Genomic DNA, 13,638 nt, shown 5'->3' on the forward strand with positions numbered 1-13,638 from the left:
CCCTCGTAGCGGAGCTACTAGGGCTTTTGTCCGGTGCGGCGAGAGTGCGTGCCGGGCGTCGCGACGCCACGGAGATCCGTCAGACACCCCCTAGGCCCAGCAGCGGGAAGAAGAGCAGCCAGTAGCCCCCGTACCCGGCGGCGAGTCCGCAGGTCAGGACGGTCATCGCGGCCAGCGCCAGCCAGGTCGCCGGAGACTCCCGCTGTTCCGTCACGAACGCGCGGAAGACGACGTAGATGTAGAGGGAGTTGAAGGTGAGCAGCCCCAGGCCGCCGATCCAGGGGTTGTCGGCGTGGCCCTGGAAGAGGTTGGAGAAGGCGCCTAGGCCGAGCAGCAGCCAGGGCAGCAGCGAGAACCCGGTCGCGCCCCCGCAGTCCCCGTCCGTCTCCCCTCGCGTCTCCGTCCCGGTGTCCCGCCAGTCAAGCCGCGCGAACCCCCAGGTGCCCCCGCGGCGCCCGACCCCACCTGTCCACGGCATGTGACACTCCCCCCGTTCCGGCCGGATTCCCGGCCGCCCGTCCTCCTTCCTCAGCGTAGAAAGCCCCGCCCCGCCGCGACAGACACGTCCGTACGCGATCGGCCGGTACGGATGTCCCGGGTGCGGGCCACTCGCGGGAGCGGTCCCGCCGTATCTGACGTTCCGTCAGAAGTGCTCGCCGGGAGTCTTCCCAACTCCACCGCCCTCGGCTATACAGAGGTGCGCCGCAAGTGGAACGCGTTCTAGATGTCACGTCCGCCCCGCACGCCCTGTCCCGCCCCGGGAGCGTGTTCCCCGGCACCATGACGACCTCGGTGCGGCCGACGGTGCGGACGGCCGTGCCGGGGTCTCACCCCCGACCGCCCAGGAGCCCCATGCCCATCGACGCAGCCAAGGCGCTCGCCGCCGAACCCCGGACCGGCGAGATCGGCTGGGCGCACAAGGACGTTCTCCTCTACCACCTCGGCATCGGCGCCGGAGTCCCCGCCACCGACCCGGCCGAACTCCGCTACGCCCTGGAGTCCCGGCTCCATGTGCTGCCCAGCTTCGCCACCGTCGCGGGCGCCGGAGCACCCGGGGTGATCAGCGGACTCTCGCTGCCCGGCGTCGAGGTGGAGCTGGCCCGGGTGCTGCACGGCGGCCAGCACGTCCAGGTGCACCGCCCGATCCCGGTCCAGGGCACGGCCACCACCGTCAACCGGCTCGCCGCGGTCTGGGACAAGGGGAAGGCCGCCGTGCTGGTGCTGCGCACGGAGGCCGCCGACGCCGACGGACCGCTGTGGACCAACGACAGCCAGATCTTCGTCCGGGGCGAGGGCGGCTTCGGCGGCGAACGGGGACCCGCCACCCGCCTTGAGCAGCCCACCGGGGAGCCCGAGCACACCGTCGACCGGCCGGTCCGCGAGGACCAGGCGCTGCTGTACCGGCTGTCCGGGGACTGGAACCCGTTGCACGCCGACCCCGACTTCGCGAAGACCGCCGGTTTCGACCGGCCCATCCTGCACGGCCTGTGCACCTACGGCATCACGCTCAAGGCGGTCGTCGACACCGTGCTCGACGGCGACCCCGCCCGCGTCCGCTCCTACGCCACCCGGTTCGCCGGGGTGGTGTACCCGGGCGAGACGCTCCGCGTCCGGATGTGGCGACCGGGCCCGGACACCGTACGGGTCGAGGTCGGCGCCGTCGAACGCGGCGAGGCGCCCGTCCTGACCGACACGGTCGTCCAGCACACCTGAACCGACCCCGCCGCCCAGCACACCTGAACCGGCATATCCGAAGGGAGCCGCAGATGCGCGCAGCCGTACTGCACGAGATCGGCCAGGACAAACTGGAGGTCGTCGACGACATCGAGGCGGTGGCCTTCGGCCCCGGCCGGGTCCGCATCCGGGTCAGGGCCACCGGGCTGTGCCACTCCGACCTCTCCGCGATGAGCGGGGTGCTGCCGCAGCCGGGCCCGTTCGTCCCCGGCCACGAGGGCGCGGGCGAGGTGCTGGAGGTCGGCGAGGGCGTACGGAACCTGAAGCCCGGCGACCGGGTGGTGGTCTGCTGGCTGCCCGCCTGCGGCGCCTGCCCCTCCTGCAAGCGGGGTCAGACCGAACTCTGTCTCGCCGGGTTCATGAACGCGGGCACCCCCAACTTCCGCCGCCCCGGCGGCGATGTCTTCGGCTTCGCGGGCACCGGCACCTTCACCGAGGAGGTGGTGGTCGACGCCGGCTGCGCGGTCCCGATCCCGGACGACGTGCCCTACGACATCGCCGCCCTCATCGGCTGCGGGGTCACCACCGGCCTCGGCGCCGCGCTCAACACCGCCGATCTGGAGGCCGGGGCGTCGGTCGCGGTCATCGGCTGCGGCGGGGTCGGCGTCTCCGTCATCCAGGGCGCCCGGCTCAAGGGCGCCGCCGAGATCGTCGCCGTCGACCCGGTCGCCGCCCGGCGCGAGGCCGCCCTCCGGTTCGGCGCCACCCGGGCCGTCGCCCCCGAGGAACTCGCCGACGCCAAGCAGTCCGTCACCGCCGGGGAGGGCTTCGACTACGTCTTCGAGGTGGTCGGCAAGTCCGCCACCGCCCGCACCGCCTACGAGACCACCCGGCGCGGCGGCACCCTGGTCGTGGTCGGCGCCGGAGCCATGGACGACCACCTCAAGCTCAATATGTTCGAGCTGTTCTTCGACGAGAAGCGCATCCTGCCGTCCATGTACGGCGGCGGCGACGTGCTGCGCTCCTACGAGCGGACCATCGCCCTGTGGCGGGCGGGCCGGGTCGACCTGGCGGGACTGATCACCCACCGGGTGCCGCTGGCCGACATCAACGAGGCGCTGGACCAGATGCGTACGGGGACCGCCCTGCGCACCTGCATCGAGATCTGACCGGCCGGCTGGGGGAGTTGTGGGTATGGCACTGCCACTGGAGGGGCTCTCGGCGGTCGTCACCGGGGCCGGACGCGGACTCGGCCGGGCCGAGGCGCTGGAACTGGCCCGGCTCGGCGCGTCCGTCGTCGTCAACGACTACGGACAGCCGGGCCGGGACGGCACCGGCGAGGCGTCCGCCGCCCCCGCCGAACAGGTCGCCGCCGAGATCCGCGCGGCCGGCGGCACCGCCCTCGCGCACACCGGGGACGTGGCCGACCCGGCGGCGGCCGAAGCGCTGGTGCGGACCGCCGTCGAGGCGTTCGGCACACTGGACATCCTGGTCAACAACGCGGGCATCCTGCGCGACCGGATGGTCTTCTCCATGACGGAGGGGGAGTGGGACTCGGTGATCCGGGTCCATCTCAAGGGGCACTTCAACACCACCCGGATCGCCGCCGCGCACTGGCGGGAGCGGTCCAAGGCGGCGGGCGCCCCGGTGTACGGACGGATCGTGAACACCTCCTCGGAGGCGTTCCTCGCGGGCTCGGCGGGCCAGCCCAACTACGCCGCCGCCAAGGGCGGCATCGTCGGTCTGACCACCTCCACCGCGCTGGCGCTCGCCCGCTACGGCGTCACCGCCAACGCCATCTGCCCACGCGCCCGCACCCGGATGACCGAGGACGTCTTCGCGGGCCTGGAACGCCCCGCCGAGGGCCTCGACCCGCTCGCGCCCGAGCATGTGGCCCCGCTGGTGGGCTATCTCGCCGCGCCCGCCGCCGCCCGCGTCAACGGCCAGCTGCTGGTGGTGCACGGCGGCATGGTGGCGATCGTGGAACGGCCCCGGGTGGCGGCGAAGTTCGACAGCAAGCAGGACACCTTCACCTACGACGAACTCGACGCGCTGCTCACCCCGCACTACGCCGGGCGCCCGGCGGGGGAGACCTTCGCGGCGGTGGAAGTACTGGGGCTGCGACGCGACGACCCGCCGCCCGCAGCCCCAGCGGTGTGACGTGCGCTCAGGCAGCGTTCACGGTCGTCTGGTCCACCGGCTTGCGGTGCCGGCCGCTGGGGGCCGACTCGGCGTCCTGGGACGCGACCTGCCCCCGGTGCCGGCCATGACCGGCGGACTCCTCGGCGGCGTCGGCGGACAACGGCTCGGACATGCTGGCGTCGCTCATCGGAAGAACTCACCCCGTCAAAATATGATCGTTCAAACAGCCCGGCGAGTTTAACCGGCGCCCCATATCCCAGATCCAGGCGCACAGGCAACCGCAGTCACTTCGTTACAACCCCTTCACCACCTTGAGGTTTCGACGGTGGGTTACTGGTCGGTTACGTCACACTGCGGAATCTTTACGGGCGTTGGGGAGTTACGCGCGGGCCCTTCCCCTCACCTTCCCCTCACCTTTCCGTCATCCCTTCCGTCGCGCCGGGCGCCCGGTGTCCCGTTCCCCAGCGGCGCCTGTTGCAGCGGCACCGGACGCAGGGCGACGGCGGGGGCTGGGGCGGAAGCCGATCGTGCGGTGCCCTCGGCCCGCGCGTCCGCGACAGCCGAGCCGCCCTCGGCCACCGCTTCCGCCGCCCCCTCCGCCGCCGTTTCCGTCTCGGCCGTCCAGTCCGCCTCCCACCGCCGTACCCCGCAGGGCAGCGCCCCCGTCGCGTACGGCAGTCGCAGCGCCCCGTCCCGGGTCCACAGCCCCGCCCCGGCCAGCCATCCCTCCGGCGCCGGAAGATGACGCAGCCGCCGGTCCGCCGGACGCCAGACCCCCACCCAGGGAACCTCCGCGCCCGGCCCGTCGACCCGCAGCGCGACCCCGCAGCTCTCCGGCGTCAGCATCTGCCCCGGCTGGATCGCGAACGGCGTCACCGCGCACCCCTCCACCCGCAGACACTCCGGGAACCGGACCGGCAGGGTGGAGCCGAGCACCCCCCAGCCCAGCCGCTCGGCGCCGGGCGAGGGGGCGTCGGAGCCGATGAGCAGCAGCCCGCTGTCCGGGTCGGCGAGCAGCAGCCGGTCGTCGCTGTCCGCCGCGATCTGGAGCAGCGGCGAGACCTCGCCGCCCCGGCCCAGGTCCACCACGACCGCCTTGGTGCGCCCGGTGTCCGGGTCGGCGCGGTCCAGCGCCAGCATCCGTCCGCCGCCGTCCAGCCAGACCCCGCCCGTGCAGCGCCCGGGGACATGGGCCATGTGCTCCGGACCGAACGCGCCGCCCGCCACCAGCCACACCGTGCTGTGCTCGGGGCCGGAGGCGAGCGCGTACGCGTGGGCGCCGCCGGGCGCCGGGGGCAGCAGCCGCAGCCGGGCGCCGGGCGGGCACTCCACCGCGCCCAGCGGCAGCTCACCGGTGCCGGGTCCGGTCGGATACAGCAGCGAGAAGAAGTGCCGCCCGTCGGTGCGGCGGCAGATCAGCACCCGGCCGTCGCCCATCGGCTGTACCTCGGTGCCGGGCTCCTCGGGCTGGTTGCCGGGCAGCGGCACCGCGTACGGCTCGGGCCCGTCCAGCGTCCAGCGCTCCGGGAACCAGGAGTCGGCGCCCTGTGCCGGGGAGCCGGCGACGGTGAGGCGGGCCGCGTAGGCGCCGTCCGCGGTGAGCACGCAGCCGGGCCGTGGCGGGGGGTCGTCCCGGTCCGCCGCGGCGGGCTCGATCGAACAGGCCGTCATCGTTCGGTCACCTCCGGCGACGAAGCTAGTTTTCGTACGCACGGGCGGGGGACCGCCGGGCGGCGACTTCACACATAAGGGTGGCCGTGCGGCGGTTCACCTGAGCCGACGGTGACCCCTGTGCTCGGTGGGAGCGGCCCGTACGCCCCGGTCCGGGGCGGCGGAGCGCCAGGTAGCCTTGGCGCGTGCCCCGTCTGTCAGAAGTCATCGCCGCGCTGGAGAAACTGTGGCCCGCCGAGCGGGCCGAGTCCTGGGACGCGGTCGGCACCGTCGTGGGCGACCCCGACCAGCAGGTCTCCCGGGTCCTGTTCGCCGTCGACCCGGTCCAGGAGATCGTCGACGAGGCGGTGAAGCTGGACGCGGATCTGCTGATCACCCACCACCCGCTCTACCTCCGCGGTACGACCACGGTCGCCGCGGGCCACTTCAAGGGCCGGGTGGTGCACACCCTGATCAAGCACGACATCGCGCTGCACGTGGCCCACACCAACGCCGACACCGCCGACCCCGGGGTCTCCGACGCCCTCGCGGGCGCGCTGGACCTGCGGATCGTCGGGCCTCTGGTGCCGGACGCCACCGACCCGGCCGGGCGCCGCGGACTCGGCCGGATCTGCGCGCTGGACCACCCGCTGACCGTCGCCGAGTTCGCCGCGCGCGCCGCGAAGCTGCTGCCCGCCACCGCGCAGGGCATCCGGACCGCCGGGGACTCCGGCGCGACGATCCGTACGGTCGCCGTCAGCGGCGGCTCAGGCGACGGACTCTTCGACCAGGTCAGGGCCGCCGGGGTGGACGCCTACCTCACCGCCGACCTGCGCCACCACCCGGTGTCCGAGGCCCGCGCCGAGACGCCCCTCGCGCTGTTCGACGCGGCGCACTGGGCGACGGAGTGGCCCTGGTGCGAACTGGCCGCCGCCCAGTTGGACGAGATCTCCGACCGCCACGGCTGGGGTCTGCGCGTCCATGTCTCCGACACGGTCACCGACCCCTGGACGACCCACCACCCGTCCACCACCCCGTCCTCCCCTTCCCACAGATCACCTGGAGCCCCCAACTGAACGCCGCGCCCGCCGACCAGATCCGACTCCTCGACGTCCAGGACCTCGACGTCCGGCTCCAGCAGCTCGCCCACAAGCGCAAGTCGCTCCCCGAGCACGCCGAGATCGAGTCGCTGACCAAGGACCACGCCCAGGTGCGCGACCTGCTGGTGGCCGCGCAGACCGAGGAGAGCGACTGCGCCCGCGAGCAGACCAAGGCGGAGCAGGACGTCGACCAGGTACGGCAGCGCGCCGCGCGGGACCAGCAGCGCCTGGACTCCGGCGCGGTGACGTCCCCGAAGGACCTGGAGAACCTCCAGCGGGAGATCATCTCCCTCGCCAAGCGGCAGGGCGATCTGGAGGACGTGGTGCTGGAGGTCATGGAGCGCCGGGAGTCCGCGCAGGAGCGGGTCACCGAACTGACCGAGCGGGTGGGCGCGGTGCAGGGCAAACTGGACGACGCCACGGCCCGGCGCGACGCCGCGTTCGAGTCCCTCGACGGCGAGGCGGCGACGGCCACCAAGGAGCGCGGGGTGATCTCGGCGACGATCCCGGCGGACCTCCTGGGCCTCTACGACAAGCTGCGCGCCCAGCAGGGCGGCATTGGCGCGGCCAAGCTCTACCAGCGCACCTGCCAGGGCTGCCGCCAGGAACTGGCGATCACCGACATCAACGCGATCCGCTCCGCGGCGCCGGACACGGTGGTCCGCTGCGAGAACTGCCGCCGCATCCTGGTCCGCACATCCGAGTCGGGCCTGTAACCCCGATGCCCGCGCCCCTGACTGCCCGCTCACAGAGCACGAACGCCGGTGTCCAGGGGCGCGGGGAACCGCGCACAGATCCCGCACTGACGTCACCTGTCGACTCACAGAGCACGAACGCCGGTATCCAGGGGCGCGGGGAACCGCGCACGGATCCCGCACGCCCGTCACCTGTCGACTCACAGACCATGAACGCCGGTGTCCAGGGGCGCGGGGAACCGCGCACAGATCCCGCACTGACGTCACCTGTCGACTCACAGAGCACGAACGCCGGTACGCAGGGGCGCGGGGAACCGCGCACAGAACCCCCACCCACGGCACCCGTCGACTCACCGACCAAGAACGCCGATCACCAGGGGCGCGGGGAACTGCGCGACCGACCCCCACCCACCGCAACCGCCCCCACCGGCTGGCGCCCCCCAGACCTGGGCCCGCCCACCACCTTCGTCCTCCTCCGCCACGGCGAAACCCCCCTCACCCCCCAGAAGCGCTTCTCCGGCAGCGGCGGCACCGACCCCTCCCTCTCCCCCACAGGCCAGGACCAAGCCACCCGCGCCGCCGAATCCCTCGCCCGCGCCCACACCCCCCACGCCGGTATCGAGGCGATCATCACCTCCCCCCTCACCCGCACCCGCGAGACCGCCACCGCCGTGGCCACCCGCCTGGGACTCGACATCACCGTCGAAGAGGGCCTGCGCGAAACGGACTTCGGCGCCTGGGAGGGCCTCACCTTCGCCGAGGTCCAGCAACGCCACCCCGACGACCTCACCGCCTGGCTGAAAACCCCCGACGCCCGCCCCACCGGCGGAGGCGAGAGCTTCGCGGCCACCGAGACCCGCGTCACCGCCGCCCGGCACAGACTCCTCACCGCGTACGCCGGCCGCACGGTCCTCCTGGTCACCCACGTGACCCCCATCAAGACCCTGCTCCGGCTGGCCCTCGGCGCCCCACCGGAGTCGATGTTCCGGATGGAACTGTCCGCCGCGTCCCTCTCCGTCGTCGCCCACTACTCCGACGGCAACGCGGGCGTCCGCCTCTTCAACGACACCTCACACCTGCGCTGACCGACCGCCCCCGCCGCCCAGCCCGGCGGCGGCCCGCGCCAGCTCCGTGACCCGCCCCCAGTCGCCGCCCGCCACCGCGTCCTTCGGCAGCATCCAGCTCCCGCCGACGCACGCCACATTGGGCAGCGCCAGATAGCCCGGCGCGCTGTCCGGCCCGATCCCCCCGGTCGGACAGAACCGGACCTGCGGCAGCGGCCCGTACAACGACTTCAGATACGCCGTCCCGCCCGCCGCCTCCGCCGGGAAGAACTTCAGCTCCGTCACCCCGCGCTCCAGCAGCGCCACCACCTCGGACGTGGTCGACACCCCCGGCAGGAACGGCACCCCGGACCCCCGCATCGACTCCAGCAGGGCGTCCGTCCACCCCGGGCTCACCAGGAAACGCGCCCCGGCGGCCACCGCGTCCCCGACCTGCCCGGCGCCGATGACGGTCCCGGCGCCGACCACCGCGTCCGGCACCTCCGCCGCGATCGCCCGGATGGCGTCCAGCGCGCCCGGCGTCCGCAGAGTCACCTCGATCGCGGGCAGCCCCCCGGCGACCAGCGCACGGGCGAGCGGCACGGCGTCGGCGGGATCGTCCACGACGACGACGGGCACGACGGGAGCGAGATCAAGGACGGAGACACCCGGGGAGGCGACAGCGGAAGAGACCATGACCGCCATCCTGCCGGTCCGATGCACCCTACGCAAAGCCCATTGCACACACCGCAACGCCCGCCGGGCGCGGCCGGCTGACCCCCCTCAATGCACCTCATCCACCAGCACATCCAGCCCCCACGCCTGCCCACCCCGCCCCGGAGCCTCCGCCTCCACCACATACCCGAGGTCCCGCAACACCTCCACCAGCGCCGCAGGCGTCCGCGGCGCGGCCCCGGCCGACAGCAGACTCCGTACGATCCGCCCCTTGGTCGCCTTGTTGAAGTGGCTGACGACCTTCCGGGTCGGCGCGTGCAGCACCCGGACCGTCGCCGTGCGCCCGGCCACCGCGCCCGTCGGCTTCCACGCCGCCGCGTACGCCGCCGACCGCAGATCCAGCACCAGACCGTCCCCGGCCAGCTCCGGCAGCACCTCGGCCATCGGTGCCCGCCAGTGCCCGGCCAGCGCCCCGAGCCCCGGCAGCCGTACCCCCATCGAACAGCGGTAGGACGGAATCCGGTCGGTCACCCGGACCGCCCCCCACAGCCCCGAGAACACCAGCAGCGAACGGGCCGCCCGCCGCTTCGCCGCGGTCTCCAGCGACGCCAGGTCCAGGGCGTCGTACAGCACGCCCGTGTAGATGTCCCCGGCCGGGCGGGTGCCCGCCGTCCGCAGCTCCAAGTTCTTCGCGATCTCGCCGCGCAGCCCCTCGCTCAGCCCGAGCGCCTCGCTCGCCTTGTCCTCGTCGGCCGCGCACAGCTCGACCAGCTCCGACAGCACCGCCTCCCGGGCGGGCGCGAGCCCCGGCAGCGACAGCGCCTCGGGCTTGAGCGGGGCACCACGCCCGGAGGCGGCCTTGCCCTCGGACGGCGGCAGCAGGACGAGCACGGCGGTGTCTCCCTCGATCGCGATCGGTTCCGTTCCGGACCTCGCGCCAGCGTACGGCGCCTAGGCCCCCGTGCCGCGCCCGCTCGCCCCCGCGCCGCCCCCGCTTCCCCCCGGCGCGACCGCGTCGCCCCCCGCCCCCGCGCCGGCCGCCACCAGCGCCCGTACGAACGCCGCCGGTTCGTCGGCGTTGACCCGTACGGTCCGTACCGGGCGCCGCCGCCCGAGGAAGGTGACGTACTCGACCGGCTCGGTCAGCTCCACGGTGACCGTCGTCTGCCCGGCGACCCCGATGTTCAGCTCGCCGTCCGCCCGGGTGTGGGTCAGCAGCAGCTCGCGCCGCACCCGGGCGATCCGCTCCAGCGGAACCCGCAGCTCGACATGGCCGGCGTACCGCAGCCGCACCGCGTCCGGCTCCAGCACATGCGGCCGGACCACCGCGGCGGCGTACAGCCCGGCCACGAAGAGCACCGTGTAGACATCCAGCACCAGCACCACCAGATGCACGGTCGGCCACCGGGCGAGCAGCACGGACAGCACGACCGTCTCCACCACGGCGACGAAGCCGAAACCGAACATCATCGGCCCGAGCCCCCGGGCCGACGGGAACAGCTCCCCGAGCCGCCCGCCGTGCCGCCGCCGCGCCAGCCACAGCGCGAGACTGCCGAGCAGCCGCAACTCATGCCGGACCAGCCGCACACCGAAGCGCACCACCCCCTTCACGCCCCCTCCCTCTGGTCCGTCACCCGGCGCATGGCGAGGCGGATCGCCGCCGCCTGGGCGGGCGGGAAGTCCGAGAGGAGGGCCCGCAGGAAGCCGTGCTCGGACTCGTCCGGCACACCGCCCTCGGGGAGCAGCCCCGGCGGAAAGCAGTCGGCGAGCACCCGGGCGGCCTCCTCGATCCGCGGATCGTCCGGTCCGGCGTCGGCGAGCGCGTCCAGCAGCGCGTACGCGTGTGTGACCTGGGCGACCGCCTCGGGCCGGTCGAACGCGGCGCGCAGCATGTCATGGATGCGCTGCCGGTCCTCGGGCCCGGCGGTGGTCTCCAGCAGTGTGAAGATCTCCCGGTCCTTGGCGGCCATGGGCGAGTCGGGCACCTGGCCCATCCCCGCGAACAGCTCGGCCAGCTCCGGTGAGACCGGCCCGTCGGCGGACAGCTCCCCGGCCTCCAGCAGCCGCCGCAGCCTGACCCGCCGCTCCCGCAGCGCCGCCTCCTGCCGGGCGAGGTCCGCGTCGAGTTCCTCCAGCACCTCGCCGAGGTCCCGCCCGGCGTCGTCCGCGAGCACGTCCCGTACCTCCGGCAGCCCGAGCCCCAGCTCGGTGAGACGCCTGATCCTGGCCAGCACGACGACATGCCGCAGCGCGTAGCTGCGATACCCGTTCCCGAGCCGCTCGGGCTCCGGCAGCAGGCCGAGATGGTGGTAGTGCCGGACGGTCCGGGTGGTGACCCCGACGACCGCGGCAAGCTCTCCGATCCGCATGACCCCAGTAGAGACGTTGACGCTACGACAAGGTCAAGCGCACCGCTGCGGAACGGGATGACAGGCTGACCGCCACACGCCACGGCGGACGACGAGGGGGCCCGGGATGGAGCAGGCACGCTGGAACAGGACAAGACTCGGCCACGGGGGCCCGGCGCTGGATCTGCTGACGGCGTCCTTCGACCGCCATGTCTACGCCCCGCACGCGCACGACGAGTACACGATCGGTGTGACCGTCGGCGGGCTGGAGGTCATCGACTACCGCGGCGCCCGGGTCGTCTCCGGTCCCGGCAACATCGTCGTACTGGCCCCCGGCGAGACCCACACCGGCGGCCCGGCGGACCGCGCGGGCTACGCCTACCGGGCCCTGTACGCGCCCCCGGCCCTGCTCACCGACGACCTGCCCGGCGGGACCCTGCCGGACTTCCGCGCCGCGGTCCTGGACGACCCCGAGCTCGCCCGCGCGCTCCGCCTGACCCACGCCGACCTGATCGCCTGCCCCGACCCGCTGGAGACCGAGTCCCGCCTGCCCTGGCTGCTGGCCGCCCTCACCCACCGCCACTCCACGGTCCGCCCGCGCCCGGCACCGGCCCCCGCCGCGACCGCCATAGCCGTGGCCGTCCGCGACCGCCTCGCCGACGACCTCCTGTCCCCGCCGTCCCTGGCCGCCCTGGCGGCCGACCTCCACCTGTCCCGCTACCAGCTGCTGCGCGCCTTCCGTACGGCGATGGGGCTGCCGCCGTACGCCTGGCTGGCCCAGCACCGGGTCGGCCGGGCGCGGGTGCTGCTGGAGCGGGGGCTGCGCCCGGCGGAGGTGGCGCCGCTGGTCGGCTTCGCGGACCAGGCCCATATGACCCGCTGGTTCCGCCGGGTCCTGGGCGTGACCCCGGCGGCATACCGCAACAGCGTTCAAGACACGCCCTGACCCCGTCCCGCACACTCCTCGCATGACTGCACGCGCCTGGCTGCTCTTCTCCCTGATGGGAGTGATCTGGGGCATTCCGTATCTGCTGATCAAGGTGGCGGTGGACGCGGACCTGACCCCGTCGACGGTCGTCTTCGTCCGCTGCGCCCTGGGCGCGGCCCTGCTGCTCCCGTTCGCCCTGCGCCAGGGCGGGATGGGGGCGACGGTCCGCCGCCACTGGAAACCGATGCTGGCCTTCGCGTGTATCGAGATCATCGGCCCGTGGTGGACCCTGACGGACGCGGAACGCCACCTGTCCAGCTCGACGGCGGGCCTCCTGATCGCCGGCGTCCCCATCGTCGGCGTCCTCCTCGCCCGCTTCTTCGGCGCCGAGGAGCACCTGGGCCCGCGCCGGGTGACGGGCCTGGCCCTGGGCCTCGCCGGGGTGGGCGTCCTCACGGCCCCCCATCTGACGGGCGGCGACGCCCGCTCCCTCGCCGAGGTCTTCCTCACGGTCCTCGGCTACGCCACGGCCCCTCTGATAGCGGCCCGCCACCTCCGGGACGTCCCGTCCCTCCACCTGACGGCCCCCTGTCTGGCACTGGCGGCGCTGGTCTACGCCCCGGCGGCGGTCCTGACCCGCCCACCGACCCTCCCGTCCCCCGAGGTCCTGGCCTCCCTCGCGGCCCTGGGCGTGATCTGCACGGCCGTCGCGTTCGTCGCCTTCCTGGAGCTGATCAAGGAGGCGGGCCCGACCCGCGCCACGGTGATCACCTACGTCAACCCGGCGGTGGCGGTCGCGGCGGGCGCCCTGTTCCTGGACGAGACGCTCTCGGCCACCATCCTGATCGCCTTCACCCTCATCCTGGCCGGTTCGGTGCTGGCCACGGCCGGTGACCGGAGCCGCCCGCGGAGGCGGCTACCATGGTCCACACGGCAGACGAGCCGGGCGGACGGCCGCGTGGAGGTCCTGATGGATCTCCCCGAGGAACGTCCGGGCTCCACAGGGCAGGGTGGTGGCTAACGGCCACCCGGGGTGACCCGCGGGACAGTGCCACAGAAAACAAACCGCCCGGCGCTTCGGCACCGGGTAAGGGTGAAACGGCGGTGTAAGAGACCACCAGTGCCCAGGGTGACCTGGGCAGCTAGGTAAACCCCACCCGGAGCAAGGTCAAAAGGGAGCACCCCTTTCGGAATCGAGAAGGGCGCGACTGCGTGGACGTCCGAGGGCTGCCCGCCCGAGTCCACGGGTAGACCGCACGAGGCCGACGGCAACGCCGGCCCTAGATGGATGGCCGTCACCCCGACAGCCGCGAGGCGTCGAGGCACAGAACCCGGCGTACAGCCCGACTCGTCTGCCGCTCTCCCTCCCTCCCTTCCCCCCCC

General features: G+C 73.6%; 12 protein-coding genes, 1 other RNA gene and 3 pseudogenes. 9 read left to right on the forward strand and 7 right to left on the reverse strand.

Annotated features, from left to right (window positions below):
- Positions 1 to 91 precede the first annotated feature (91 nt).
- Positions 92 to 361 (reverse strand): annotated as a pseudogene (locus tag AB0D49_RS38210) (sensor histidine kinase); the annotation flags it as partial.
- A gap of 491 nt (positions 362 to 852) precedes the next feature.
- Here AB0D49_RS38210 and AB0D49_RS38215 point away from each other — a divergent pair.
- The 3 genes from AB0D49_RS38215 to AB0D49_RS38225 are packed head-to-tail and all read left to right on the forward strand — an operon-like array spanning position 853 to position 3,834.
- Positions 853 to 1,713, forward strand: a complete 861-nt coding sequence (locus AB0D49_RS38215) for a MaoC/PaaZ C-terminal domain-containing protein (protein ID WP_362767598.1) — start codon at positions 853 to 855, stop codon at positions 1,711 to 1,713.
- Between the two features lie 53 nt (positions 1,714 to 1,766).
- Positions 1,767 to 2,843, forward strand: a complete 1,077-nt coding sequence (locus AB0D49_RS38220; RefSeq protein WP_362767601.1) for a Zn-dependent alcohol dehydrogenase — start codon at positions 1,767 to 1,769, stop codon at positions 2,841 to 2,843.
- Positions 2,844 to 2,868: 25 nt separating this feature from the next.
- Positions 2,869 to 3,834 carry a 3-oxoacyl-ACP reductase gene (locus AB0D49_RS38225; protein WP_362767603.1) on the forward strand — a complete coding sequence of 322 codons (966 nt, stop codon included), beginning with the start codon at positions 2,869 to 2,871 and terminating at the stop codon, positions 3,832 to 3,834.
- Positions 3,835 to 3,841: 7 nt separating this feature from the next.
- Here the strand turns inward: AB0D49_RS38225 and AB0D49_RS38230 are convergent, their stop codons facing one another.
- Together AB0D49_RS38230 and AB0D49_RS38235 are read right to left on the reverse strand one after the other, a co-directional pair.
- A complete protein-coding gene (locus tag AB0D49_RS38230; RefSeq protein WP_362767606.1) occupies positions 3,842 to 4,003 on the reverse strand; it encodes a hypothetical protein in 162 nt (53 codons plus the stop codon).
- Positions 4,004 to 4,215: 212 nt separating this feature from the next.
- Positions 4,216 to 5,487 carry a hypothetical protein gene (locus AB0D49_RS38235; protein WP_362767609.1) on the reverse strand — a complete coding sequence of 424 codons (1,272 nt, stop codon included), beginning with the start codon at positions 5,485 to 5,487 and terminating at the stop codon, positions 4,216 to 4,218.
- 185 nt (positions 5,488 to 5,672) lie between these two features.
- On the opposite strand from AB0D49_RS38235, the gene AB0D49_RS38240 reads away from it, so the two are divergent.
- From AB0D49_RS38240 to AB0D49_RS38250, 3 genes and pseudogenes are all read left to right on the forward strand, one after another.
- Positions 5,673 to 6,542 (forward strand): Nif3-like dinuclear metal center hexameric protein, encoded by an 870-nt coding sequence (locus AB0D49_RS38240; RefSeq protein WP_362767612.1) that lies wholly within the window; start codon positions 5,673 to 5,675, stop codon positions 6,540 to 6,542.
- Complete coding sequence (locus AB0D49_RS38245; RefSeq protein WP_362767755.1) at positions 6,539 to 7,282, forward strand: C4-type zinc ribbon domain-containing protein; 744 nt, start codon at positions 6,539 to 6,541, stop codon at positions 7,280 to 7,282. Before AB0D49_RS38240 ends, AB0D49_RS38245 begins: the two co-directional genes overlap by 4 nt.
- A 404-nt stretch (positions 7,283 to 7,686) precedes the next feature.
- Positions 7,687 to 8,346 (forward strand): annotated as a pseudogene (locus tag AB0D49_RS38250) (histidine phosphatase family protein); the annotation flags it as partial.
- On the opposite strand, the gene eda reads toward AB0D49_RS38250, so the two are convergent.
- The 4 genes from eda to AB0D49_RS38270 form a co-directional block, all read right to left on the reverse strand.
- Entirely contained in the window at positions 8,332 to 9,000 is a 669-nt protein-coding gene (eda, locus tag AB0D49_RS38255; protein ID WP_362767615.1) for a bifunctional 4-hydroxy-2-oxoglutarate aldolase/2-dehydro-3-deoxy-phosphogluconate aldolase, read from the reverse strand. The pseudogene AB0D49_RS38250 and the gene eda overlap by 15 nt on opposite strands.
- A gap of 87 nt (positions 9,001 to 9,087) precedes the next feature.
- Positions 9,088 to 9,870: a peroxide stress protein YaaA gene (gene yaaA / locus AB0D49_RS38260; protein WP_362767618.1), complete on the reverse strand. Its 783-nt coding sequence runs from the start codon at positions 9,868 to 9,870 to the stop codon at positions 9,088 to 9,090.
- A gap of 60 nt (positions 9,871 to 9,930) precedes the next feature.
- Positions 9,931 to 10,590, reverse strand: coding sequence for a hypothetical protein (locus tag AB0D49_RS38265; protein WP_362767621.1), 660 nt, complete (start codon positions 10,588 to 10,590; stop codon positions 9,931 to 9,933).
- The gene (locus tag AB0D49_RS38270; RefSeq protein WP_362767623.1) at positions 10,587 to 11,348 is read right to left on the reverse strand and encodes a MerR family transcriptional regulator; all 762 of its coding nucleotides are present in this window, start codon (positions 11,346 to 11,348) and stop codon (positions 10,587 to 10,589) included. The genes AB0D49_RS38265 and AB0D49_RS38270 overlap by 4 nt, the downstream gene beginning before the upstream one ends.
- A 106-nt stretch (positions 11,349 to 11,454) precedes the next feature.
- Between AB0D49_RS38270 and AB0D49_RS38275 the strand changes: the two genes are divergently transcribed.
- The 3 genes and pseudogenes from AB0D49_RS38275 to rnpB all read left to right on the forward strand — a co-directional run bounded on the left by AB0D49_RS38275 (position 11,455) and on the right by rnpB (position 13,610).
- On the forward strand, positions 11,455 to 12,273 hold the full coding sequence (locus tag AB0D49_RS38275; protein WP_362767625.1) for an AraC family transcriptional regulator: 819 nt from the start codon (positions 11,455 to 11,457) through the stop codon (positions 12,271 to 12,273).
- A 22-nt stretch (positions 12,274 to 12,295) separates the two neighbouring features.
- Positions 12,296 to 13,126, forward strand: a pseudogene (locus tag AB0D49_RS38280) (EamA family transporter); the annotation flags it as partial.
- Between the two features lie 67 nt (positions 13,127 to 13,193).
- Positions 13,194 to 13,610, forward strand: an RNA gene (rnpB, locus tag AB0D49_RS38285) — RNase P RNA component class A.
- Positions 13,611 to 13,638: the final 28 nt, after the last annotated feature.

Source organism: Streptomyces sp. NPDC048290 (assembly GCF_040652095.1).
Classification (GTDB): Bacteria; Actinomycetota; Actinomycetes; order Streptomycetales; family Streptomycetaceae; genus Streptomyces.

Coding starts and splice junctions, on each gene's coding strand:
- AB0D49_RS38275 (WP_362767625.1), top strand. CDS start 11,455: ATGGAGCAGGCACGCTGGAACAGGACAAGACTCGGCCACGGGGGCCCG.
- AB0D49_RS38270 (WP_362767623.1), bottom strand. CDS start 11,348: ATGCGGATCGGAGAGCTTGCCGCGGTCGTCGGGGTCACCACCCGGACC.
- AB0D49_RS38215 (WP_362767598.1), top strand. CDS start 853: ATGCCCATCGACGCAGCCAAGGCGCTCGCCGCCGAACCCCGGACCGGC.
- AB0D49_RS38220 (WP_362767601.1), top strand. CDS start 1,767: ATGCGCGCAGCCGTACTGCACGAGATCGGCCAGGACAAACTGGAGGTC.
- AB0D49_RS38230 (WP_362767606.1), bottom strand. CDS start 4,003: ATGAGCGACGCCAGCATGTCCGAGCCGTTGTCCGCCGACGCCGCCGAG.
- eda (WP_362767615.1), bottom strand. CDS start 9,000: ATGGTCTCTTCCGCTGTCGCCTCCCCGGGTGTCTCCGTCCTTGATCTC.
- AB0D49_RS38235 (WP_362767609.1), bottom strand. CDS start 5,487: ATGACGGCCTGTTCGATCGAGCCCGCCGCGGCGGACCGGGACGACCCC.
- AB0D49_RS38225 (WP_362767603.1), top strand. CDS start 2,869: ATGGCACTGCCACTGGAGGGGCTCTCGGCGGTCGTCACCGGGGCCGGA.